This is a genomic window from Pseudomonas sp. 3-2 (assembly GCF_019710535.1).
GTDB lineage: Bacteria > Pseudomonadota > Gammaproteobacteria > Pseudomonadales > Pseudomonadaceae > Aquipseudomonas > Aquipseudomonas pharyngis.
This window is the reverse complement of record NZ_CP081200.1, coordinates 5,572,007-5,593,546: the sequence shown is the minus strand read 5'-3', so window position 1 is coordinate 5,593,546 and position 21,540 is coordinate 5,572,007. Positions and strand designations below refer to the sequence as shown.

20 protein-coding genes are annotated in these 21,540 nt (G+C 62.7%); 13 read left to right on the top strand and 7 right to left on the bottom strand.

Annotation, left to right across the window (positions count from 1 at the left end; translation table 11 throughout):
• Positions 1 to 50: 50 nt before the first annotated feature.
• The 3 genes from K3819_RS25380 (at position 51) to K3819_RS25370 (ending at position 4,100) form a co-directional block, all read left to right on the top strand.
• A complete protein-coding gene (locus K3819_RS25380; protein ID WP_221398162.1) occupies positions 51 to 1,700 on the top strand; it encodes an acyl-CoA dehydrogenase family protein in 1,650 nt (549 codons plus the stop codon).
• 192 nt (positions 1,701 to 1,892) lie between these two features.
• The gene (gene amn, locus K3819_RS25375) at positions 1,893 to 3,392 is read left to right on the top strand and encodes an AMP nucleosidase (protein WP_178076482.1); all 1,500 of its coding nucleotides are present in this window, start codon (positions 1,893 to 1,895) and stop codon (positions 3,390 to 3,392) included.
• Positions 3,393 to 3,464: 72 nt separating this feature from the next.
• Positions 3,465 to 4,100: a pseudouridine synthase gene (locus K3819_RS25370; protein WP_085612563.1), complete on the top strand. Its 636-nt coding sequence runs from the start codon at positions 3,465 to 3,467 to the stop codon at positions 4,098 to 4,100.
• Here the strand turns inward: K3819_RS25370 and K3819_RS25365 are convergent.
• Positions 4,095 to 4,304, bottom strand: a complete 210-nt coding sequence (locus K3819_RS25365) for a DUF2788 domain-containing protein (protein ID WP_003228500.1) — start codon at positions 4,302 to 4,304, stop codon at positions 4,095 to 4,097. The two genes, K3819_RS25370 and K3819_RS25365, sit on opposite strands and share 6 nt — an antisense overlap.
• 106 nt (positions 4,305 to 4,410) lie before the next feature.
• Entirely contained in the window at positions 4,411 to 4,890 is a 480-nt protein-coding gene (locus K3819_RS25360) for an Lrp/AsnC family transcriptional regulator (RefSeq protein ID WP_008081091.1), read from the bottom strand.
• 455 nt (positions 4,891 to 5,345) lie between these two features.
• Between K3819_RS25360 and K3819_RS25355 the strand changes: the two genes are divergently transcribed.
• Positions 5,346 to 6,395 carry a DUF6515 family protein gene (locus tag K3819_RS25355; protein ID WP_085612564.1) on the top strand — a complete coding sequence of 350 codons (1,050 nt, stop codon included), beginning with the start codon at positions 5,346 to 5,348 and terminating at the stop codon, positions 6,393 to 6,395.
• Here the strand turns inward: K3819_RS25355 and K3819_RS25350 are convergent.
• Together K3819_RS25350 and K3819_RS25345 are read right to left on the bottom strand one after the other, a co-directional pair.
• Positions 6,389 to 7,285, bottom strand: coding sequence for a cation diffusion facilitator family transporter (locus tag K3819_RS25350; RefSeq protein ID WP_221398161.1), 897 nt, complete (start codon positions 7,283 to 7,285; stop codon positions 6,389 to 6,391). The two genes, K3819_RS25355 and K3819_RS25350, sit on opposite strands and share 7 nt — an antisense overlap.
• A gap of 15 nt (positions 7,286 to 7,300) precedes the next feature.
• Positions 7,301 to 7,720 (bottom strand): hypothetical protein, encoded by a 420-nt coding sequence (locus K3819_RS25345; protein ID WP_039771823.1) that lies wholly within the window; start codon positions 7,718 to 7,720, stop codon positions 7,301 to 7,303.
• 108 nt (positions 7,721 to 7,828) lie between these two features.
• On the opposite strand from K3819_RS25345, the gene hrpB reads away from it, so the two are divergent.
• Positions 7,829 to 10,348, top strand: a complete 2,520-nt coding sequence (hrpB, locus tag K3819_RS25340) for an ATP-dependent helicase HrpB (RefSeq protein ID WP_221398160.1) — start codon at positions 7,829 to 7,831, stop codon at positions 10,346 to 10,348.
• Positions 10,349 to 10,351: 3 nt separating this feature from the next.
• Here hrpB and K3819_RS25335 read toward each other — a convergent pair whose 3' ends face one another.
• Positions 10,352 to 11,266, bottom strand: coding sequence for a LysR family transcriptional regulator (locus K3819_RS25335; RefSeq protein ID WP_007958716.1), 915 nt, complete (start codon positions 11,264 to 11,266; stop codon positions 10,352 to 10,354).
• A 238-nt stretch (positions 11,267 to 11,504) separates the two neighbouring features.
• On the opposite strand from K3819_RS25335, the gene K3819_RS25330 reads away from it, so the two are divergent.
• From K3819_RS25330 to K3819_RS25310, 5 genes are all read left to right on the top strand, one after another.
• A complete protein-coding gene (locus K3819_RS25330) occupies positions 11,505 to 12,998 on the top strand; it encodes an aldehyde dehydrogenase (RefSeq protein WP_221398159.1) in 1,494 nt (497 codons plus the stop codon).
• A gap of 32 nt (positions 12,999 to 13,030) precedes the next feature.
• Positions 13,031 to 14,401 carry an aspartate aminotransferase family protein gene (locus tag K3819_RS25325; RefSeq protein ID WP_221398158.1) on the top strand — a complete coding sequence of 457 codons (1,371 nt, stop codon included), beginning with the start codon at positions 13,031 to 13,033 and terminating at the stop codon, positions 14,399 to 14,401.
• A 387-nt stretch (positions 14,402 to 14,788) separates the two neighbouring features.
• Entirely contained in the window at positions 14,789 to 15,766 is a 978-nt protein-coding gene (locus K3819_RS25320; protein WP_221398157.1) for an ABC transporter substrate-binding protein, read from the top strand.
• Between the two features lie 10 nt (positions 15,767 to 15,776).
• On the top strand, positions 15,777 to 16,580 hold the full coding sequence (locus K3819_RS25315) for an ABC transporter permease (protein ID WP_064599626.1): 804 nt from the start codon (positions 15,777 to 15,779) through the stop codon (positions 16,578 to 16,580).
• Positions 16,568 to 17,404, top strand: a complete 837-nt coding sequence (locus K3819_RS25310; protein ID WP_221398156.1) for an ABC transporter ATP-binding protein — start codon at positions 16,568 to 16,570, stop codon at positions 17,402 to 17,404. Before K3819_RS25315 ends, K3819_RS25310 begins: the two co-directional genes overlap by 13 nt.
• 2 nt (positions 17,405 to 17,406) lie before the next feature.
• Here K3819_RS25310 and K3819_RS25305 read toward each other — a convergent pair whose 3' ends face one another.
• Together K3819_RS25305 and K3819_RS25300 are read right to left on the bottom strand one after the other, a co-directional pair.
• Entirely contained in the window at positions 17,407 to 18,483 is a 1,077-nt protein-coding gene (locus tag K3819_RS25305; RefSeq protein WP_221398155.1) for an endonuclease/exonuclease/phosphatase family protein, read from the bottom strand.
• Positions 18,484 to 18,557: 74 nt separating this feature from the next.
• On the bottom strand, positions 18,558 to 19,232 hold the full coding sequence (locus K3819_RS25300; protein ID WP_218190803.1) for a YciC family protein: 675 nt from the start codon (positions 19,230 to 19,232) through the stop codon (positions 18,558 to 18,560).
• Positions 19,233 to 19,410: 178 nt separating this feature from the next.
• Here K3819_RS25300 and K3819_RS25295 point away from each other — a divergent pair, with 178 nt between their 5' ends.
• The 3 genes from K3819_RS25295 (at position 19,411) to K3819_RS25285 (ending at position 21,427) form a co-directional block, all read left to right on the top strand.
• Positions 19,411 to 20,169, top strand: coding sequence for a DUF2076 domain-containing protein (locus K3819_RS25295; RefSeq protein WP_221398154.1), 759 nt, complete (start codon positions 19,411 to 19,413; stop codon positions 20,167 to 20,169).
• A gap of 137 nt (positions 20,170 to 20,306) precedes the next feature.
• Positions 20,307 to 20,786, top strand: coding sequence for an NYN domain-containing protein (locus K3819_RS25290; protein WP_007958730.1), 480 nt, complete (start codon positions 20,307 to 20,309; stop codon positions 20,784 to 20,786).
• A 35-nt stretch (positions 20,787 to 20,821) separates the two neighbouring features.
• The gene (locus K3819_RS25285; protein WP_221398153.1) at positions 20,822 to 21,427 is read left to right on the top strand and encodes a PolC-type DNA polymerase III; all 606 of its coding nucleotides are present in this window, start codon (positions 20,822 to 20,824) and stop codon (positions 21,425 to 21,427) included.
• The last annotated feature ends 113 nt before the right edge of the window (positions 21,428 to 21,540 follow it).

The window sequence follows — 21,540 nt, the reverse complement described above, 5'->3', positions numbered from 1 at the left end:
GTTTCGGGGCGGTGCTTAACTGAGGTTCTGGCCGATCAAGGAGCCCCGTCATGAACCTGCATCAGTTCGCCGAAACCCACGAAGTCACCAACCAGCCACCGTCGCTGGACGGCACCAACCTGTACCGCATTGACCTGCCATTGCAGGAGTGGTCGCGGCGGTTCGGCGCCGGCTGGGCCGAGTCGCGGATCGACGCTTACGGCGCCTTGGCCGGCGGCCCGTTGATGGAGGCCGGGTTCCTCGCCAATCAAAACAAACCGGTGTTCGCCAGCCATGACCGCTACGGTCATCGCATCGACCTGGTGGAGTTTCATCCGGCGTATCACGAGCTGATGCGCACCGCCATCGAACATGGCTTGACGTCGTTGCCCTGGGCTCATCCACAGGACGGCGCTCATGTTGCCCGTGCCTCCATGACCTATTTGCACAGCCAGGCAGAAGCCGGCAGCGGTTGCCCGCTGACCATGACCTTCGCCAGTGTCCCCGCGCTGCGTTTACAGCCGAATCTGGCTGAGCAATGGCTGCCGAAAGTCCTTGCCACCGAATACGACCCGCGCAATGTCGGCATGGCCCACAAGGCTGGCGTAACCATCGGCATGGCGATGACCGAGAAGCAGGGTGGCACCGACGTGCGCGCCAACACCACCAAGGCTTATCCGGTCGGCGCCAGTGGCCCGGGCCAGGCTTATGAACTGGTGGGGCACAAGTGGTTCTGTTCGGCGCCGATGTGTGATGCGTTCCTGACGCTGGCGCAGACCGACAAGGGCCTGAGCTGTTTCCTGCTGCCGCGCCATCGTCCGGACGACACGCGCAACCAGTTCTACATCCAGCGCCTGAAAAACAAACTCGGCAACCAGTCCAACGCCTCCAGCGAAGTGGAGTTCCGTGGCGCGCTGGCGTGGATGGTCGGCGAGGAAGGACGCGGCGTGCCGACCATCATCGAGATGGTGGCCATGACCCGTTTCGACTGCATGGTCGGCTCCAGTTCGCTGATGCGTCAGGCGCTGACCCAGGCCAGCCATCACTGCGCCCATCGCAAGGTCGGCGGCAAACTGCTCAGCGAACAACCGCTGATGCAGAACGTGCTGGCCGATCTGGCGCTGGAAAGCGAAGCCGCGCTGGCTCTGAGCCTGCGCATGGGCAAGGCGCTGGATCATCTGGACGACGGCCATGAAGCGCAGTTCGCCCGGCTGGTGACAGCGGTGGGCAAATACTGGATCTGCAAACGTGCGCCGGGGATGATCAACGAAGCCGCCGAGTGTATGGGCGGCGCCGGGTATGTCGAAGACAGCATTCTGCCGCGTCTGTACCGCGAGGCACCGGTGAACTCGACGTGGGAAGGCTCCGGCAATGTGCAATGCCTCGACGTGCTGCGCGCCTTGTCGAAAGAGCCGGGCGTGCTCGATGTGCTGTTCAGCGAGTTGGGCGACGGCCATGGAGAAAAGCGTCTGGCCGCGCACATTCAGCAATTGCAGGCGCAGTTCAAGGACACCAGTGACATTCAGTACCGCGCTCGGCAATTGACCGAAGACATCGCTTTGGGACTGCAAGCTAAGCTGCTGCTGGAGGCCGGGAATTCGGCGGTCAGCGATGCTTTTATCGCCAGTCGCCTGAGCGGTGGCGGCCGGGTCTACGGCGCGTTGCCGCGTGGGCTGGATGTCGAGGCCATCGTCGCTCGCTCGACACCGCAAGGTTTCTGAAGCAAATCTCCCACACACTGCAATACCCTGTGGGAGCTGGCTTGCCAGCGATGACGGCCTGTCAGTCAACATCGATGTTGAATGTGATGGCCTCATCGCGGGCAAGCCCGCTCCCACAGGTATCTTCATTGTTTGAAAGATTAGGGTGAACCCACAACGCCACTGTTTCCGTGACGCCACGATGCAGGCAAGATGAAGCCCTGCAAGTCAGAACACAGGAAGCTGATCGTGACCGAAGCGTTTATTGTCGTTCAAACCGCCGAACAGGCCGTGGATCGTCTGGCCGAGCTGCATGAGCAGGCCACCACGGCGCTGAACTCGGCGCTCAAGCGTTACCTCAAGGACCGCGTCGAGCCCGACGCCGAGCAACGTGCCCTGTTCCGTTATCCCGAACTGCGTCTGACCTACCACTGCCAGGGTGAAGTCCCGCAGACCACCCGCGCCTACGCCAAGGTGCAGCTGCCGGGCACCTACAGCGTGACCGTTACCCATCCGAAGGCGTTTCGCAAATACCTGCTCGAGCAGCTCACGCCGCTGATGCACGACTTCACCGTGACCGTCGAAGTCGGGGTCAGCGGGCAGAACATTCCGTACCCGTACGTGGTCGAGCAGGGCGATGAACTGGCCGGCTCCGGCGTCACGGCTGCCGTGCTGGCGCGAGTGTTCCCGAGTACCGACCTGTCCGCCGCCACCGATGGCATCGCCGATGGCCTCTACGACTGGGAAAACACCGATCCGCTGCCGCTGGCGCTGTTCGATGCGGCGCGCGTCGACTTCTCGCTTCGTCGTCTGGTGCACTACACCGGCAGTGACTGGCGCCATGTGCAGCCGTGGATTCTGCTGACCAACTATCACCGTTATGTCGACCAGTTCATCGTCCATGGCCTGGAACAACTGCGCCGCGACCCGCGCTTCGTGCGCATGGTGCTGCCGGGCAACGTGATCATCGAAAAAGGCATGGATCACGGCGAAGCCTCGGCAATTGCCGCCGGTGTGGTCTGGCACCGCTACCAGATGCCGGCCTATCACCTGATCGCCAGCGATGGCCACGGCGTGACCTTGGTCAACATCGGCGTCGGCCCGTCCAATGCCAAGAACATCACCGACCACCTGGCCGTGCTGCGTCCGCATTGCTGGCTGATGATCGGTCACTGCGGCGGCCTGCGTCAGTCGCAGACCATCGGCGACTACGTGCTGGCTCACGCTTACATGCGTCGCGACGGGATTCTCGACCGGGTGGTGCCGCCGAACATTCCGATTCCGGCCCTGGCCGAAGTGCAACTGGCGCTGCAACAAGCGGCGGCCAACATCACCGGCGAAAAAGGCGAAGAACTGAAGAAACGCCTGCGCACCGGCACCGTGCTGACCTACGACGACCGTAACTGGGAACTGCGTTGGGCCCAGGAGCGACCGCTGATCAACCTGTCCCGCGCCGTGGCGGTGGACATGGAAAGCGGCACCATCGCCGCCCAGGGTTATCGCCTGCGAGTGCCGTACGGCACGTTGCTGTGCGTTTCGGACAAGCCGCTGCACAGTGAAATCAAGCTGCCGGGTTCGGCCAACGCGTTTTACGAACGTGCGGTCAGTCAGCACTTGAAGATCGGCATTGAAGCGGTGGATCTGCTGCGCACCGAGCTCAACTCGCTGCACTCGCGCAAACTGCGCAGCTTCGACGAACCGCCGTTCCGCTAACGGTTTGTCATGGTCATTTGGCGGTCGGGGCACTAGCATTGTCAGCCCTGATCGCCAAATGCCTGTGCACTTATGTCCCGTCCCCAACGTCCACCTTCCCGCCGTCCCGGCGCGAAGCCAGCTTCTTCAGCCCCGCGCCGTGTCGCCAAGGCACCGCCCGCTGAGCCGAAGCTGATCCTGTTCAACAAACCGTTCGATGTGCTGACGCAGTTCAGCGACGGTGAAGGGCGGGCGACGCTCAAGGATTACATCGACATTCCGGGCATCTACCCGGCCGGGCGGCTGGACCGCGACAGCGAAGGTTTACTGCTGCTGACCAACGACGGCCAGTTGCAGGCGCGGATCGCCGACCCGAAGCACAAGCTGGCGAAAACCTATTGGGTGCAGGTCGAAGGCGTGCCGACAGCCGAGCAGTTGCAGCGCCTGCGTGACGGCGTCGAGCTGAATGACGGCATGACCTTGCCCGCGCAAGCGCGGCAACTGGATGAGCCCGAGCTGTGGCCGCGCAATCCGCCGGTACGCTTTCGCGCAACGATTCCGACAACCTGGCTGGAGCTGGTGATTCGCGAAGGGCGCAACCGCCAGGTGCGGCGGATGACGGCTGCGGTGGGGCTGCCGACGTTGCGGCTGGTGCGGGTCAGGATTGGTGACTGGACGATCGAAGGGCTCGATCAGGGCCAGTGGAAAGAAGTGCCGGCGCGCTTATAAGGCGCCGGACTCGATCAGGCCGATCACCACACTCTTGATGATGAACGCGGCCACGCCCAGGCCCAGCACGAAGAACAGAATGAACGAGCCGAAGCGCCCGGCCTTGGACTTCTTCGCCAGATCCCAGACGATGAAACCCATGAAAATGATCAGGATGCTGACAAGGCCAGTCATCATCCACTCTTCAAATACTGCTGGATCCATCGGGCATCTCCGGCGCTGCGCGGCTGAAAGGGCGGCCGGGAGTATACGCCAGCGGTGAACGACGCAGCATTGACCTGCGTCGGTGTGCCGCAGTCATTCGTCGATTTCAGTTGCGCAGGTGAGTCAGCGGCAGTTCGGTGCTGTTGAGCACCTGATTCAGCACAAAGCTCGAGCGCACGCTGGTCACGCCTTCGATCCGTGTCAGATGCCCCAGCAGCAGCTTCTGATAGTGATCCATGTCCGGCACCACCACTTTCAGCTGATAGTCGGCATCCACCCCGGTCACCAGGCTGCATTCCAGCACTTGCGGCAAAGTGCGGATTGCGGCTTCGAAGTTCTCGAAACGCTCCGGCGTGTGCCGGTCCATGCCGATCAGCACGTAGGCGGTCAGGCTCAGGCCGAGCATCTTTCGATCGAGCAGGGCGACCTGACGGGAGATGTAGCCGTCATCCTCCAGTTGCTTGACCCGGCGCGAGCACGGGGAGGGCGACAGACCGATGCGCTCGGCCAGTTCCTGGTTGGAGATGCGGGCGTCGCGCTGCAATTCCGCCAAAATACTCAGGTCGTAACGGTCGAGTTTGCTCATCAAACGGTCCTTTGTCTTAACTATTGCGGCAGATTATCTATCCAGGGTTAAAAATTGCGCAAGTGATGTTTATTTGAGCAATCTTCGCAATCATCTGTCGCGGCTCCGAGCCTATTCTTATCACCAGAATCACTGCTCGGTAACACAGTCCACTGCGGCCCGCCCAATCCGGCCCGCCGCGGCCGCCACCCCCACCGGGGTTGTGCCGGCCCCCGAGCTGCACACTGTCCAGAAGACGGCGTGAGGTGAGCCGACGTCAAAAGCGTCGAGCCAGGACGAAGTTCTCTAGAAGGGAGGCCGACGGGTCTCCCTTTTTTCTTGCCCGCGATTTGGCCCCTCTCGCTCAATAAATAAATGCCGTGACTGATAACCTGTAGCAGAACCCGGTGTGTCCATCCCCGGTCTTAGCTACACGCCCTCTTAATTTCAGGCGCTAGTCCGCAGTGAGGAATTTCATGAAGTCGCGCATCTGGCGTCTGGCCAGTGTTGGTTTTCTGTGTGTGAGTATCGGTGCGCAAGCGCTGGCGGATGAGCCGCAGAATCGCGGCCCCGACGGCGGCGGACGCGGGCCGGAGCATCAGGGTAACAATCCGGGGCATGGCGGCGGCAATCAGCAGCGCGGCCAAGACAATCCGCAGCGGCAGAACAACGACATCATCCGTGGCGACAATAGCCGCCAGTTCGAGCACAACGGCCAGCAGAACCGCGGCCAACCGAACAATGGCCAGTGGCAGAACCAGAACCAGCCACGTCCGGCCTACAACCCCAACCCGGTGCGCCAGCCGCCACCGCCGCCGCAACTGCCGGCCAATGACCTGCCGATCCAGCCGCGCCCCGACACCGTGCGCCAGACCCAGGAACCGCGTCAGGGTTACTACCGCGACGAGCGTCCGCAGAATGGTTATCACCAGAACTGGCAGACCGGCAACCGCCCCAACGACAACCGCTGGCCGGGTCGCCCCGACGGGCATGGCAACGGCTGGGGCCCCGGTCCGCAATACCGGCCGGGTCATGTAATCGATCGTTTCCCGGATCGCGACTACCGCGTGCCGTATCGCGGCCAGGACTATTTCTACTCCGGCGGCTACTGGTATCGCCCGCAAGGCCCGCGCTACATCGTGGTCCAACCGCCGCGCGGAATTCGCATCCAGTACCTGCCGGATTACGCTCGTGAGGTGTGGATCGGCGGTTCGCTGCTGTTCCTCGCCGCCGGCTCGTACTACGCCTATCAGGAAGCGACGCAGGATTACGTGGTGGTCGAACCGCCGGTGCAGCAACCACCGCAGCCGACCGGCAATGGCTACGACGTGGAGGCCTATCCGGCCAACGGTCAGTCACCTGAGCAGGTTCAGCGCGACGGCTATGAGTGCTATCAGTACGCGGTGCAGCAGAGCGGCTTCAATCCGCGCACCGCGACTTATCAACCGGCGCCCGAAGTGGTGCAGGCCTACCGCCAGGCCCAGGGCAATTGCCTGAGCAGTCGCGGTTATCAGGTCAACTACTGAGCCCGAGCGGCTTTGACCACTTCCTGCGGGTCGGCGTGCACCAGCACTTCGGCCCGTGGGTAGGCTTTGTGAATGGCATCTGCCGCCTGATCGCTGATGCCGTGAGCCACTGACAGCGTCAGTTCCCCCGGCAGTTCCAGGTGCAACTGCACGAACCAGTGATTGCCGGAAATCCGTGTGCGCAAATCATGCGCGCCCAACACGCCCGGTACGCTGCAGGCCAGTTCGAGCATGTGCTGACTGACATCCGCCGGCAGCTCTTCATCCATCAGCACCGAAAAACTTTCCCGGGCGATCTGGATCGCGCTCCATAGGATGTACGCCGCGATCCCCAGACCGAACCACGCATCCAGCTGCTCGAACCCCAGCCCGGCCAGCACCAGCGCAATCAGAATGCTGCCGTTGAGCAACAGGTCCGAACGGTAATGCAGCGAGTCCGCCCGCACGGCGTTGGAGCCGGTCTGCTTGATGACCCGATGCTGCAGCATCAACAGTGCGACAGTCAGCAGCAGGGAAAACACGATCACACCAATGCTCAGCCACGGCGCGCCGAGTGGCTCGGGATGTTTCAGGCGCTCATAAGCCTGAAACGCGATCAGCACCGCACTGCCGCCAATGAACAGCGCCTGCGCCATGCCCGCCAGGGATTCGGCCTTGCCGTGGCCATAACGGTGATCGTCATCCGCCGGGCGCAGCGCGTAGTGCACCGCCAGCAGATTGAGCAACGAAGTGACGCCATCGAGGGCCGAGTCGGTGAGGCCGGCGAGCATGCTCACCGAACCGCTCAGCCACCAGGCGATGGCTTTGGCGATGATCAGCGTACAGGCCACCGCCACCGAGGCGCGGGTCGCCAGCCGCAGCAGGCGGGCGTGTTCGGTGCTTGTGGTCATGGGTGCGTCAATTCCTTATGCGGCAGGTTGCAGGCCGAACATCGCCAGTTGCTGAGTGCTGCCCTTGTGCTGGATCAGGCGCGGGTCGTCCAGCGGCAGATTGCGGCCCAGCTCCGTTTCGAGAATAGCCTGCAACTTCAAGTTATCGACTTGACCGTCCGGGCCGATGGCTTGCTTGAGCTTGGCCGGATCGACTTGCGCCGTGTGGCCCGGTTCGAAGTAGATCGCGCCGGTGGCGAAGTCCACGGCAAACGCGATTACGCCAGGAAGGATATAGAACAGCAGGCCCACGGCATCGAGCACGGCAATCGCCGGGTCGATCTTGCCGTCGATCTGGCCGCGCCGGTCGGGATAGAAAATCGAACCGCACGCGGTGATCTGAGTGAGCAGGGTGGCAACCAGTACACCGCCGATCAGGCGAAAAGGTAAGCGCATGGGAATCTCCTGAGTCATCTGTTAACGAAGCGTCATCGTGTGAAGTTAAGACCCTGACGAACGCCTGGCAGTTCGCCGTTATACTCGGCCCTCTGTTTTGGAGCCAGCATGAATTCGTTGCCGATCGATGACGTTTTACCCGCCCTGCGTGAAGCCCTCGCGACACGCCACGAAGCCGTGCTCGAAGCACCGCCCGGCGCCGGTAAAACCACCCGCGTGCCCTTGGCCCTGCTCAATGAAGCGTGGCTGAACGGGCAGACCATTCTCATGCTCGAACCGCGTCGGCTGGCCGCCCGCGCAGCCGCGGAACGGCTGGCCAGCGAGCTGGGCGAGAAGGTCGGTGAAACCGTCGGTTATCGCATCCGCCTCGACAGCAAGGTCGGCCCGAATACGCGCATCGAGGTGGTCACCGAAGGCATCCTCACCCGGCGTTTGCAGGACGACCCGGCGCTGGAAGGCGTGGGCCTGCTGATCTTCGACGAATTCCACGAACGCAGTCTCGACGCCGATCTGGCGCTGGCGCTCAGTCTGAACGGTCGCGAGCTGTTTCGAGCTGAACAACCGCTGAAGATTCTGCTGATGTCCGCCACCCTTGAAGGTGAACGTCTGGCCGGGCTGCTCGACGACGCGCCAATCCTGCGCAGCGAAGGCCGGATGTTCCCGGTGACGATGCGCTGGGGCCGGCCGTTCCAGCCCGGCGAATACATCGATCAACGCGTCACGCAAACGGTGCTCGAAGCGCTGCACGATGAAACCGGCAGCCTGTTGGTGTTTCTGCCGGGGCAGGCGGAAATCCGCCGTGTTCATCAGCAGCTGGTGGACGCCATCGGTGAGCGCAGCGACGTGTTGCTTTGCCCGTTGCACGGCGAACTCGACCTGAACGCACAGCGCGCCGCCATCGACCCGGCCCCGGCGGGTCAGCGCAAAGTGGTGCTGGCCACCAACATCGCCGAGACCAGCCTGACCATTAACGGCGTGCGCGTGGTAATCGACGCCGGGCTGGCGCGGGTGCCGCGTTTCGACCCGGGCAGCGGCATGACCCGCCTCGACACCCAACGCATCTCTAAAGCCAGTGCCACCCAGCGTGCGGGCCGGGCCGGGCGTCTGGAGCCGGGCGTGTGTTATCGCCTGTGGTCGCAGGACCAGCATGAGCAACTGGCGGCTTATGGCAGTGCGGAAATCCTCTCGGCGGATCTTGCGGGCCTGGCCTTGCAACTCGGGCGCTGGGGTGTGGCGCCGAGTGATCTGATCTGGCTGGACGTGCCGCCGGCCGCCGCTTATGCACAGGCTCAAGACCTGTTGCAGCGCCTCGGTGCGCTGGACGGCGAAAGCCTCAACCGCCACGGTCAAGCCATGGCTGAATTGCCGGCACATCCGCGCATCGCCCATTTGCTGTTGCGCGGTCAGGCACTGGGATTGGCAAACATGGCGTGCGACGTCGCCGCGTTGCTCGGCGAGCGCGACATTTTGCGTGGCGCCGGGGCCGATCTGCACAGTCGTCTGGCGCTGCTGTCCGGCGAAGAGCGCGCGGCTCGTGGTGCCCAGGGCGGTGTGCAGCGCGCCCGGCAATTGGCGCGGCAATATCGCGGCTACTTGCGTGGGCAACCGAGCGAGCCGGTCGCCGACCCGGATCATCCGCGCTGGCTCGGTGCCTTGCTGGCATTGGCCTACCCGGATCGCGTTGCACAGCAGCGGCGTCCTGGTGGCGCCGAATATCGTCTGGCCAACGGTCGTGCGGCGCTGTTCGCCGAAGCCGACAGCCTGATGAAGCAACCGTGGATCGTGATCGCCGACCTCGGCAGCCGCCAAGGCCAGCGTGAAGAACGGATCTATCTGGCGGCGGATTTTGATCCGGCGCTGTTCGATTCGGTGCTCGCCGAACAGGTGCACAACGTCGATCAACTGGACTGGGACGAACGCGAAGGCGTGTTGCGCGCCGAGCGTCAGCGCAAGGTCGGCGAACTGATCCTCAGCCGCGAGCCGCTGACTGGTCTCGACGAAAACGCCCGCAGTCAGGCGCTGGTCAATCTGGTGCGCCGCAAAGGTCTCGAGCTGCTGCCGTGGACTCCGGAATTGCGCCAGTGGCAGGCGCGAGTCGCGTTGCTGCGCCAGCTCGATCTGGACGCCAAGGGCGACAGCCAATGGCCGGATGTCAGCGACGCCACACTGCTGAAAACCCTCGAAGACTGGCTGATGCCTTACCTGGGCAAGGTTTCGCGCCTCAGTCATTTCGCCAACCTCGACCTGTCGAGCATCGTCCGTAATCTGCTGCCATGGCCGCTGCCACAACAGCTCGACGAACAGGCGCCGCATCACCTGAGCGTGCCGTCAGGCTCGTCGATTCGCCTCGACTACAGCGAGCAGCCACCGATTCTCGCGGTGCGCTTACAGGAGTTGTTCGGCCTCGCGGACACACCACGCATCGCCGGCGGCCGGCAAGTGGTCAAACTGCACCTGCTGTCCCCCGCACGGCGGCCGGTGCAGGTGACGCAGGATCTGGCCAACTTCTGGCGCAGCACCTATGCCGAAGTGAAGAAGGATCTGAAGGGGCGGTATCCGAAGCATTACTGGCCGGATGACCCGCTGGTGGCCGAAGCCACCGCACGAGCCAAACCGCGCGGTACTTGAGGGTCAGCGACTGGCCTTCGCGGTCAGCTGCTCCCGGCAATAATCGGCAAACAACTGCGCCGGTTTGGTCAGTTGTCCGCGTTTGAGCCACGCCGCCACCAGGCCTGAGCCGGTGACGTCTTCGACGATGTCCACGCACACGACTTTCTTGCCGTCGTAGGTGCATTCCGAATGCGGGCGGGTGACCAGGATCGAGAAGCCGAAACCCTGGCCGACCATGCCGCGCACCATTTCGATCGAAGGTGAGCTGAACTCGATGCGCGGCGACAGCCCGAGTTCTTCGAACAGGCTGACGAAGTAGGTGCGGCTCGGTTGCACGTCGAGCAGGATCATCGGTTCCAGGCACAAGTCCCGCAGCGAAACCTGCTTGAGCTGGGCGAAGCGGTGATCCGCCGGGAGCAGGGCGTAAGGTCGTTGGGCCGGCATCAGCGGTTCGGTTTCGATGGTGGCGTCGAGGTCGTGCTTGTACAGGATCGCCAGGTCGAAGGTGCCCGAGGTCAGGCCTTGCACCAGTTCCTGTTGTTCGCCGTCGCGGATGCGGATCTTTACCCCCGGATACAGCGCCGAGAAGCCTGCAATCAACTGCGGCAGGTACAGCGGCGCGACCGTTTCAAAACAGCCGATATCGATCTGCCCGGCCACCACGTCGTTGTCGGCGAGGGCGTTCTGTTCGAACTCCTTGGCCATGCGCAGCAGTTCCTGGGCCTTGCGGAAGAACCGCGCGCCGCTAGGCGTTAGCGACACGCCTTGGGCGTGATGGCGGATCAGCAGTTGCACGCCGAAGCTGTCTTCCAGCCCCTTGATCGCCGTGGAAATCGCTGGTTGCGCGATGTACAGCTTGCGCGACGCTTCGGCGACGCTGCCGCATTCGACGGTGGTGATGAAGTATTTCAACTGACGCAGATTGTAAGCGGCCACGGTGAACCTCAAAGCGAACGGATTTCACATCCAAGCAATTTGTAAGCCGCCGGCCTCCGTTCTGTCGGCGGTTTTTTTGTCCCTGAACAATAGCCCCATACGCGCGCGAAGGGGCCATCGGCTGGTTACCTTTTTTATTGTCTGCGAAGACATTTTTACTGGTTTTAGCCCGCACGGGCCTGAGCGACTATCACTGCGCACTGTTCTCAAAAGAATAGAAGTCCAAGGAGCAACCACCGTGTTCGAGCTTGCAGACTGGCAGCGCAAGGCCGCTGAATTGAGCTATCCGTACCAGGCCGTGATCGACGGCAAACTGCGTGCGGCGCAGTCGGGGCAGACCTTTGCCGCGATCAACCCGGCCACCGGCCAACTGCTGGCAAACGTTGCCGCGTGCGGTGAAGAGGATGTCGACGCGGCGGTGCAGAATGCGCGGCAGGTGTTCGAGGCCGGCACCTGGGCCGGGCGTTCACCGACCGAGCGCAAGCAAGTGCTGCTGCGGCTGGCAGACCTGATTCTGGCCCATCGCGAAGAGCTGGCGCTGCTCGATTCGCTGAACATGGGCAAGCCGGTGATGGACGCTTACAACATCGACGTGCCGGGCGCCGCCGGGGTGTTTCGCTGGTACGCCGAAAGCCTCGACAAGCTCTACGATCAGGTCGCGCCAAGCGCCTCGAACGTGCTGGCGACCATCACCCGCGAAGCGCTGGGCGTGGTCGCCGCCGTGGTGCCGTGGAACTTCCCGCTGGACATGGCCGCGTGGAAGCTGGCACCAGCGCTGGCGGCGGGCAACTCGGTGATTCTCAAACCCGCCGAGCAATCACCATTCTCCGCGTTGCGTCTGGCCGAGCTGGCGTTGGAAGCCGGGCTGCCGGCCGGTGTGCTGAACGTGCTGCCGGGGCTCGGCGAACAGGCCGGCAAAGCCTTGGGCCTGCACCCGGATGTCGATTGCCTGGTGTTCACCGGCTCGACCCAGGTCGGTAAATATTTCATGCAGTACTCCGCGCAGTCGAACCTCAAGCAGGTGTGGCTGGAGTGCGGCGGCAAGAGCGCCAATCTGGTGTTTGCCGACTGCAAGGATCTGGATCTGGCGGCGCAGAAAGCCGCGTTCGGGATCTTCTTCAATCAGGGCGAAGTCTGCTCGGCCAACTCGCGATTGCTGGTGGAGCGCTCGATTCATGACGAGTTCGTCGAGCGGCTGAAGGCTCAGGCCGAGCGCTGGCAACCGGGCGATCCGCTGGACCCGGCAAGTGCGGCCGGGGCGATCGTCGACACCCGTCAGACCGAAAGCATTCTGCGCTTCATCCATCAGGCCGAACGCGAAGGCGCGACCCGCGTCTGTGGCGGGCGGCAGCTGAGTTTCAACGGCTCGGACAACTTCGTTCAGCCGACGATTTTCACCGGCGTGCAGCCGCACATGACCCTGTTTCGTGAAGAAGTGTTCGGCCCGGTGCTGGCGGTGATGCCGTTCGATGACGAGGCCCATGCCGTGCAACTGGCCAACGACAGCGTCTACGGTCTGGCGGCGTCGCTGTGGACCGATGATCTGCACCGCGCGCACCGGGTGGCGCGGCAATTGCGAGCCGGTACGGTGTCGGTCAACAGCGTCGATGCGCTGGACGTGACCGTGCCGTTCGGCGGTGGCAAGCAATCCGGTTTCGGCCGCGATCTGTCGCTGCACGCGTTCGACAAATACACCCAGTTGAAAACCACCTGGTTTCAACTGCGCTCATGACAGCCGCTCACAACAAGAAAGGAGATCCGGCGATGACCACGTCACGTGAAACCCGCGACTACCAGGCCGCCGATGCAGCGCACCACATTCATGCGTTCGTCGACCAGAAGGCCCTCAACGACGAAGGCCCACGGGTGATGGTGCGCGGGGAACGCCTGCACCTGTGGGACAACGACGGTCGGCGCTACCTCGACGGCATGTCCGGGCTGTGGTGCACCAACCTCGGTTACGGGCGCAAGGATCTGAACGCCGCCGCGAGCCGGCAACTGGAGCAGTTGCCGTACTACAACATGTTTTTCCACACCACCCACCCGCAGGTGATCGAGCTCTCCGAGCTGCTGTTCAGCCTGCTGCCGGGGCACTACAGCCACGCGATCTACACCAACTCCGGCTCCGAGGCCAACGAGGTGCTGATCCGTACCGTGCGCCGTTACTGGCAGGTGCTGGGCAAGCCCGAGAAGAAAGTCATGATCGGCCGCTGGAACGGCTATCACGGTTCGACCCTGGCGGCGACGGCCCTCGGCGGCATGAAGTTCATGCACGAAATGGGCGGGATGATTCCCGACATCGCGCACATCGACGAGCCGTACTTCTTCGCCCACGAAGGCAATCTGACCCCGGCAGAATTCGGCCTGCGGGCGGCGCACCAACTTGAAGCGAAGATCCTCGAACTGGGCGCGGACAAGGTTGCCGGCTTCATCGCCGAACCGTTCCAGGGCGCGGGCGGGATGATCTTTCCGCCGGAAAGCTACTGGCCGGAAATCCAGCGCATCTGCCGCCAATACGACGTGCTGCTGTGCGCCGATGAAGTGATCGGTGGCTTCGGTCGTACCGGCGAATGGTTCGCCCACGAATACTTCGGTTTCGAGCCGGACACCCTGTCCATCGCCAAGGGTTTGACCTCTGGTTACATCCCGATGGGAGGCCTGATCCTGTCGAAGAAAATGGCCGACGTGCTGGTGGAGCAGGGCGGTGTGTTCGCCCACGGTTTGACCTATTCCGGGCACCCGGTGGCGGCGGCGGTGGCGATTGCCAACCTCAAGGCATTGCGCGATGAAGGCGTGGTGACGCGGGTCAAGGATGACATCGGCCCGTACCTGCAGCAGTGCCTGCGCGAGGTGTTCGGCAATCACCCGCTGGTGGGCGATATCCAGGGCACCGGCATGGTCGCGGCGTTGCAACTGGCCGAAGACAAGGCCACGCGCAAGCGCTTTGCCAATGAGAACGACATCGCCTGGCGCTGCCGCACGATCGGTTTTGAAGAGGGGGTGATCATTCGCTCGACGCTGGGGCGGATGATCATGGCGCCGGCGTTGATTGCCAGTCGTGAAGAGATTGACGAACTGGTGGGCAAGACGTTGAAAGCGGTTGATCGTACGGCGCAGGAATACGGTCGCCTCTAGGTATTCGTAGGGCTCAAGGGCCCCTTCGCGGGCAAGCCCGCTCCCACAGGGATCCCGAGCGTACACAATATTTGTGTTAGCCAAGAAACCTGTGGGAGCGGGCTTGCTCGCGATTGCGTCAGTCGACTCACCACTGTTTTAGCTGTCTTGCACCCCCTCCGGGCGCCCCCGCCCGATGCGCCCTTTCGCGGTGCGCACTACCCAGTTTTTTCATCGTTCGCGTCTAACTATTTCCTCGTTTTCCTGAGGCCAAGCCTGGGTCAACATCGATTTCGCCAGCCAAGGCATTGCCCGCCAGAGTCCAGCAGAGACCGCAGCGTGCATCCGCGCCGACGAGGCTGGCCGTACTGCCCATGACAACTAAATCAACAGCGTTGGGAGTGCTCCATGAACAAGTCCTTGTTTACCCGTCTTGCAGGTCCTCTGGCGATTTCCGCCCTTTCCATCACCGCCGCCCAAGCCGGCACCTTGTCGATCGGCCACACCACGTGGGTCGGTTACGGCACCCTGTATCTGGCTCAGGATCTGGGCTACTTCAAGGAGAACGGCCTGACCGTCGAATTGCCGGTGGTCGAAGAGGCTTCGATGTACATGGCCGCCCAGGCGTCCGGGCAATTGTCCGGCTCGGCGTCGACCATCGACGAAGTGCTGAAGTACCGCCCGCAGTTCTGTTTCAAGGCCGTGGCCGCGCTGGATGACAGCCATGGCGGCGATGGCGTGCTGGTCGGTAAAAACGTGAAGAGCCTGCAAGAACTCAAGGGCCAGGCCGTGGCCGTCAACGAAGGGTCGACCTCGCAGTTCTGGCTCTCGTACCTGTTGAAAAAGAACGGCATGAGCATGAGCGACATCACCGTGCAGAACATGACTGCCGACGACGCCGCCACCGCGTTCATCGCCGGCCGTGTGCCTGCCGCCGTGACCTGGGAACCGCATTTGTCGATGGTGCGCGACAAGCAGCAGGGCAAGGTGCTGATCGACAGCAGCAGTACGCCGGGGGTGATCGTCGATGTGGTGGCGCTCAACTGCACGGTGATCGAGAAGCAGCCGGAAGATGTCAAGGCGTTGGTCGCCGGTCTCTACAAAGCGGTGCAATACACCAAGGACCATCCACAGCAAGCGTACGAAATCATGGCCAAGGGCGTCGGTGGTTACCTGTCCGATCCGAAGGAACTGGCCGCCGCTGCGCAAGGCGTGCGCTTCTACGATCAGGCCATGAGCGAAAAACTCCTTGGCTCGCCGGGCAAGCCGGGTGACAGCGCACCGCTGATCAAACTGGCCAACGAAACCGCCAGCGAATTGCAGGGCAAGCCCTACAACGTCAGCAACGACGATCTGGTGGATAACCGTTTCGTCAGCCCGCTCTAGGAGACTGGTCATGTTCAAGCGCAATTCATGGCTGAGCCGTTGCATCACGCCGAAGACCGGCTTGCCGGTGCCGGTGGTGTGGAGCGCCAGCGGGCTGGCCTGGGTGTTGCTGGTCGGCCTGTGGGCCGGGTTGTCCTATGGCGGCGTCGTGCCGGGGATGTTCCTGCCGACGCCCGGCGCGGTGGTCGAAGCCGCCGTGCGCCTGAGCCGTGACGGCACCTTGGGCCAGCATGTCTGGGCCAGTGTCGAAGTGGTGATGGTCGGTTTCATCGTGTCGTCGCTGGTGGCGGTGCCGCTGGGTTTGTTGATGGGCAGTTTTCGCATCGTCCAGGCGTTCCTCGAACCGCTGGTCAATTTCATCCGCTACCTGCCGGTGACCTCGTTCGTGCCGCTGTTCATCCTGTGGATCGGTATCGGTCTGGAGCAGCGGGTGTCGGTGATCATTTTCGGCGTGTTCTTCCAGCAACTGGTGATGATCGCCGACGTGTCCAAAGGCATTTCCAAGGACTTGATCAACGCCTCCTACACCCTCGGCTCGAACCGGCGTGACGCGGTGCTGCATGTGATCGCCCCGGCGTCGTTGCCCGGCGTGCTCGACACCTTGCGGGTGACTATGGGCTGGGCCTGGACCTATCTGGTGGTCGCCGAACTGGTCGCCGCATCGAGTGGCCTTGGTTACTTGAGCCTCAAGGCCATGCGCGGCTTTCAGGTCGATGTGATTTTTCTCGCCATCGCGATCATCGGCCTGCTCGGCCTGGTCACCGATCAACTGTTCCGCTTCTTGCGTTTGAGGATTGCCGCATGGGCTCAGTAACCGCTGCCAACCGTCGTTTCATCGAGCCAGTCGCCGCACCGGCCCACGCCGCGCCAAGGTTGCAGGTGGACAAGGTCAGCCTGCGCTACAGCAAACCCGGCGGCGGTACATTCACTGCGCTGGAAGAAGTGTCGTTCGAAGTGCCGGATCAGCAGTTCGCGGTACTGGTCGGGCCGTCGGGCTGCGGCAAGTCGAGTCTGTTGTACCTCACTGCCGGCCTGGCCGAGCCGAGCTCCGGCGAAATCTACGTCGGCGGCCAGCAAGTGCAGGGCCCCGGCGCGGATCGCGGGATGGTGTTCCAGAGCTACACGCTGTTTCCGTGGCTGACCGTGCGGCAGAACGTCGAGTTCGGCCTCAAGCGCCGGGGCATGCCGGCGGCCAAGCGCAAGGAGATTGTCGATCACTATGTGCACGAAGTCGGCCTGTCGGGATTTGCCGACAACTACGCCAAGCAGCTCTCCGGCGGCATGATGCAGCGGGTGGCGATTGCCCGGGCACTGGCCAACGATCCGCAGATCCTGCTGATGGACGAACCCTTCGGCGCCCTCGACAGCCAGACCCGCCTGCAAATGCAGCAGCTGTTATTGCGGGTGTGGGGCAACAGCAAGAAGACCGTGCTGTTCGTCACCCACGACATCGACGAGGCGATCCTGCTTGGCGACCGGGTGTATGTGATGGGCGCGCGGCCTGGGCGGATCAAGCAGATTCTCGATGTGCCGATCGAACGCCCACGCACCCTGGACATGGTGATGGAGCGCTCATTCATCGACATGAAGCGGCAGATCTTCGGGCTGTTGCACGATGATCTCGAAGAGACTCATTGAGGTCAGTTGGGCGGCAGGAGGAACTTGGCAATCACCGGTAAATGATCGGAAATGCGCAAGGTATCGTCCTGCCGCACCGTGGCTTCGACCCGTTTGATCTTCGGGCTGTAGAACAGGTAATCGACCGTGCGGTCCGGGCCGTTGAGGCCGGGGTCGTTGGGGTAATGGGTCAGCCATTTGGCGCGGTCGATGCCGCTGGCTTCGTTGTTGGTCGGGATCATCGGGTACTTGTCCCACAGCACATGCAGCGCACTGTCGGCGGAGTAAGGCGTGCGCTGCTCGGTGGGCAGGCGCCGGTACTGGCCGAGCGGCAACAGGTTGAAGTCACCGCCGATCAGCCACGGCGTGCCGTGGCTTTCGTGTTTGTCGAGAACCTTGGCCACCGCGGTCACCTGCGCCTGCAAGGTGTCGTCCGGCTGTACGGCGCGATCCAGATGGGTGTTGAACACCACCAGTTGCCCGCCATCGCTGAGCGGCAAAGTGGTGGCGAGCAGCGCATCTTTCGGCTGGAACTGACGGCTGATGAGGTTCGCCGGCTGCACCGGCAATTGCAGGCGCTCGGCGTGTTCGATGCGGTAGCGGCTGAGGGTCGCGAGTTGCCGGCCGACGCTGCCGAAGATGTGCGGATCCGGGACGAAGTCGGCCTTCCAGTCAAAGGCGTGGGCGCTGCACGGGTAGAGGTCGGTCAGGCGCTCCTGCAACAGCTTGAGCTGGTTCTGATAGTCGCTGGCCTTGGCGCCGTCATCCAGTTCCTGCAACAGCACCACGTCGGGCTGTTCGTCGCGGATCACCCGCGCCACTTCATCGAGGCTGAACGCCATGTCTTCCGGGGTCGGGGCTTCGTCGTCGCCTTGCGCCAGGTCATTCCAGAACACGTAGCGCTTGCCGGCCAGGTATTGCACGTTCCAGGTCATGACCTTCAGGGCCTGGCCGGGGACCAGCGTCGGCGGTTGCCCGATGCAACTGACCGGCAGGGTTTCCCGGGCGTCGGGGCGCCAGGTCAGGCTGTAGATCAGCGTGCCGATCAGGGCGAGGGCGAGCAGTACGGGCAACAGGATGTAGCGCAGTAGACGGGTCATGGCTCGGCTTATAGCGATACGGAAGTGGTCCCGAGCATACCCGAGACCCATCGATCAGCCCAAGCTCGGTGCAGTCAGACTAATCCGTCACGTTTGTCGGGCAATTCGCTGATCAGCATGAACAGGCGGAACAGCACCACGCTGGTGAACAGTTGCAGGAAGCTGTGGCCGCTGTCGATCAGCACCGCGATCAATGGATTTTGCGGATCCGGATAGACCTGCAGGGTCAGGCCCTTGAGCAGCCACAGCGGCCCCATTACACACAGGATGCACACCAGAATCCGCAGAAAATGCCCACGGCTCAGGCGCAGGCTTTCCTTCATCGCCTGCAACGGCCCGTAACCGCGCAGCACCAGCAGGTATTCACCGAAGGCCAGGGTGACCATCAGCCACAGCCCCGGCAGGAAATACAGCGACAGCCCGAGCAGGATCAACAGCGTGTTCAGCGCGGTGAGCAGGGCAAAGCGCGGCCAAAGACGAGCGGCCATCGCCAGCAGATCGCGGGTTTGCGGGGATTCGCCGCGGGTGCGGGCATCGAGAAACAGAATCAGCGCGGCGGTGTACAACGGATACACCAGCAGGCCGACGATCACGCTGATGGCCGAGTAGCCGTCCGGGTCGCTGGCATGGTCGACCACCTGTTGCAGCACGGCTTCGACAATCACCAGCGGCAGGCACAACTGGACGATCCGGCCCAGATTGCGTTTGAAGAAATACAGGGAGTCGCGCAGCACATCGAAGGCATTCATCAGTCGGTATCGCAGGTCAAAAACAGTGGCCCACTTTAACCGATGATCCGTTTCGCTGCGCAAACGTAAACGTTCGGTAAAGGTCATTGAAACATTCTGTTGCTGCCTCCATTACAGAGGTGCGCCTCCTCCGACGTGGAGGAGGGCAACGTTATCTCCGGCAATCTACGAGGTCGCCATGAACAGCGAAGAACAAACCCTGATCGACGGACTGTTTTCCCGGCTGCAACAGGCCGAAACGGAGGCAGCCCCGCGCGACGCACTGGCTGAAGCGCGGATCAAGGAACACCTGACGCGCCAGCCGGCCGCAGGTTATTTCATGACCCAGGCGATTCTGGTGCAGGAGGCTGCCCTCAAGAGCCTCGACGAACAGAACAAACAACTGACTCAACAGGTCAAGCAATTGCAGGCCGAACTGCAATCGGCCAAGGCGCAGAGCGCGCCGCCGGCCTCCAGCGGCGGTGGCTTCCTGTCGAGCATCTTCGGTGGCAGCAGCCCGCGCCCGGCACCGCCCCAAAGCGCCCCGGCGTCCACCGGCGGCTGGCGTGAGCCGGCACCGCAGCAGAATTTCGGTGCGCCCGCGCCGCAACAGAATTTCGGCGCGCCACCACCGGGTTATGGCCAGCAACAAGCGGCTCCGGCGGCCGGCAGCAGCTTCCTCGGCGGTGCCCTGAAAACGGCGGCCGGTGTGGCGGGTGGCGTGATGCTGGCACAAGGCATCAGCAGCCTGTTCCATCACAACCAGCAGCCGGAAGAAATCGTCGAAGTCATCAAGGAAGAGCCGGCCCAGGTCAACGACCAGAGCAACAACGGCTGGGGCGATGACCAGCGCATGGCCAACAACGACACCTACGGTAATGATCAGGGCGGCTTTGCCGACACCGACTACAGCGACGACAACTCATCGTTCTTCGATGACGACGATTCCTTCGTCTGATTCACCATTCGTCCGGGGCGCCTGATCGCCCCGGGCCGATTATTCGCGGAACCTTCCTTCGGGCTGGCATACTGAGCGCCTTTTTCGGGCCAGGTGCCTGATCCGGCTCATGCGCGTCAGCGCTCACAGGAACTCCGGTGAAAAAAATCGCAGTGTTCGCCGATGTGCAGAACCTCTACTACACCGTGCGTCAGGCCTATGGTTGCCACTTCAACTACGCGGCGCTGTGGGCGGATGTCAGCCAGCACGGGCAGATCGTCGAGGCCTACGCCTATGCGATCGACCGGGGCGACAGCAAACAGCAGCAGTTCCAGCAGATCCTGCGCAACCTCGGTTTCACCGTGAAACTCAAACCCTACATCCAGCGCAGCGACGGCTCGGCCAAGGGCGACTGGGACGTGGGCATCACCCTCGACATCATGGACGCCGCCGACCACGTCGACGAAATCGTCCTGGCCTCCGGTGATGGCGACTTCGACATGCTGCTCGAACGCATCATCAACAAACACGGCGTGCAAGCGGTGGCCTACGGCGTTCCCGGCCTGACCGCCAACTCGCTGATCCGCGCCGCCAGCCGTTATGTGCCGATCGAAGGCGCACTGCTGTTGAAAAACTGAGCGTTGCTCAAGAATTGAACGGAGTTGAACCCGGTTTGGAACGCATTGCAGTCATCGACTTTGAAACCACCGGCATCTCGCCGAGCAGCAGCTGCCGGGCTACGGAAATCGCCGTGGTCATGCTGGAAAACGGCCGCATCGTCGAGCGTTACCAGAGCCTGATGAACGCCGGCGTCCGCGTCCCGGCCTTCATCGAACAACTCACCGGCATCAGCAACGCCATGCTGCGCACCGCGCCGTCGGCCGAGCAAGTGATGAACGAAGTCAACGAATTCGTCGGCTGCACGCCGCTGCTGGCGCACAACGCCGCGTTCGACCAGAAGTTCTGGGACTTCGAACTGGGCCGGATCAAACGTACCCGTTTGCAGAACTTCGCCTGCTCGCTGCTGCTGGCCCGTCGTCTGATGCCGGCGGCGCCGAACCACAAGCTTGGTACGCTCACTACCTTCGCTCAACTGCCGCACACCGGTCAGGCGCACCGGGCGATGGCGGATGCGGAGATGGCGGCGAACCTGATGGCGCACATGGCTGAAGAGTTGCGGCGCAAGCATGGGGTGCGGGAGCTATCGCACGATCTGCTGTGCAAGTTGCAGAAAGTCCCGGCCGCCAAGGTCGGTGAGCACCTTCAGCGCTATCGCTGATTTTCAGGCAAACACATTTCCCTGTGGGAGCGGGCTTGCCCGCGATGGCGTATTGTCAGTCACCCAAATTGTTGGATGTGATGGCCTCATCGCGGGCAAGCCCGCTCCCACAG